3 protein-coding genes are annotated in these 1,395 nt (G+C 58.6%); 1 reads left to right on the top strand and 2 read right to left on the bottom strand.

Features of this window, described 5'->3' with window-relative positions:
• The coding region (locus AC04MI_RS25170; RefSeq protein ID WP_476499046.1) for an SET domain-containing protein at nt 1–469 on the top strand (469 nt) is incomplete at its 5' end.
• A gap of 195 nt (nt 470–664) precedes the next feature.
• Here the strand turns inward: AC04MI_RS25170 and AC04MI_RS25165 are convergent.
• The gene (locus AC04MI_RS25165) at nt 665–865 is read right to left on the bottom strand and encodes a type II toxin-antitoxin system VapB family antitoxin (protein WP_476499045.1); all 201 of its coding nucleotides are present in this window, start codon (nt 863–865) and stop codon (nt 665–667) included.
• Nucleotides 866–918: 53 nt separating this feature from the next.
• The coding region (locus tag AC04MI_RS25160) for an SOS response-associated peptidase family protein (RefSeq protein WP_476499044.1) at nt 919–1,395 on the bottom strand (477 nt) is incomplete at its 5' end.

Below are 1,395 nucleotides of genomic sequence, written 5' to 3'. Positions count from 1 at the left end.
GGTTCGCACGCTGTATTACAGCGTCGCCACCAACAACATCACATGTTTCAATACAGAAGAGGGTTTTGAGAGCTATGGGCTCTACCGCGTGCTCAGCCGGGTCAATCATTCTTGCCAGCCCAACGCGGAGGTAGGAACGCTGGACGCCAAAGGGCAGGAGGTGGCACTCATTGCGTCGAAGCCTATTCCCACTGGCGAGGCCATCACATGGAGCTACATGGGAACAAACCAAAGTTTTTTGGAGGGAAGTTTTGAGGAGCGCAATATGCAACTCTTCAATCATTTCCGGTTTGTCTGTCGTTGCGAACGGTGCCTGGCCGATATGCCTGCGTCGCTGGAGAAACACCCGAACCTTGCGAGGTATTTTGATGACCTTCTGCGGGGGGATGCGATCAGATCACGGACGGCTGGCCAAGGGCAAGCGGGACCACCCTCAAATCCAAACCCAACGATAGGCTTGAAAGCCTGACAGGACGGATGCGAACCACAGCGCCAATTCGTGTTTCGCATCACACATGGAGCAATAGCGAAATCAGCGACCACGGCTCGACCTTCACCCCCCTATGCCAAGTCGGTCTTGATACAGGCCCTTGGCGCCGTTTTTCCTGGCTCTGCCAGGAGCATCCTTATAGGGCCACTCCACGCTAGCCATCGTGTTCGGGGTTCAGTCCTGCTTATCACGGCGCCGAGCAACATCCTGCATTTCAGGCACTGCTCCACCAAGGGCTGCCAATCTCTTTGCGACTTGGACCCGAACGAAGGTTTTGACAGCTTCACTGAACAGGTCGCCCCGGTCCATGGAAGGCTCTGCTAACTCCAAGGCCCTTTCATACAGGGCGTCATCGATAGTCACGGTGATCTGCATTCATACCTCGTACCGTTGAAATAAACGTTAGTCACAAGCCTACAGGGTCTGGATCATTCAGGTAAGGCAACCGCCACGCTCTGATCTACCGGCCTGTGGGTGAACAGTTCAATTTTGGGCAATCGGATCAGCGCCTCGGCCTGCGCGATGGTGCCGCGCAGCCAAGTGTCCCAATCTACCTTTTCCAGCGGCACCACCGTGCGCTTGTCCTGCTTGTCGGGCGCGCGCTTCGGGTCGGGCCGGTGCATGAGGTTGAGCACTGGCACGTCGTCGCAGTTCTGCGTGACCATGGTGTAGCTGGGCAGCACCTCACCCGTGGTCGGGTCGGTCCACTCGCTCCAGAGACCAGCCAGGCCCCAAGGCTGGCCGTCGGCGCGCTCGAACTGCCAGGGGATGTGTTTGCCGGTCCCCCAGTAGGGTTCGACGTACAGCTGCGCCGGGATGATGCAGCGCTGCCCCTTGCGCCAGGGGCCGCCGTAGGTCCATGACTTGGCCATGCCCTCGCGCCGGGCGTTGACGGTACTCAGGCG

The sequence above is a fragment of the Acidovorax sp. LjRoot204 genome (assembly GCF_056175785.1).
Note: the sequence above shows the minus strand (reverse complement) of the source record. Positions and strands in the feature narration are given on the sequence as shown.

Excerpts from the sequence above, each read along its gene's own strand:
- AC04MI_RS25165 (WP_476499045.1), bottom strand. The coding sequence starts at position 865 with ATGCAGATCACCGTGACTATCGATGACGCCCTGTATGAAAGGGCCTTG.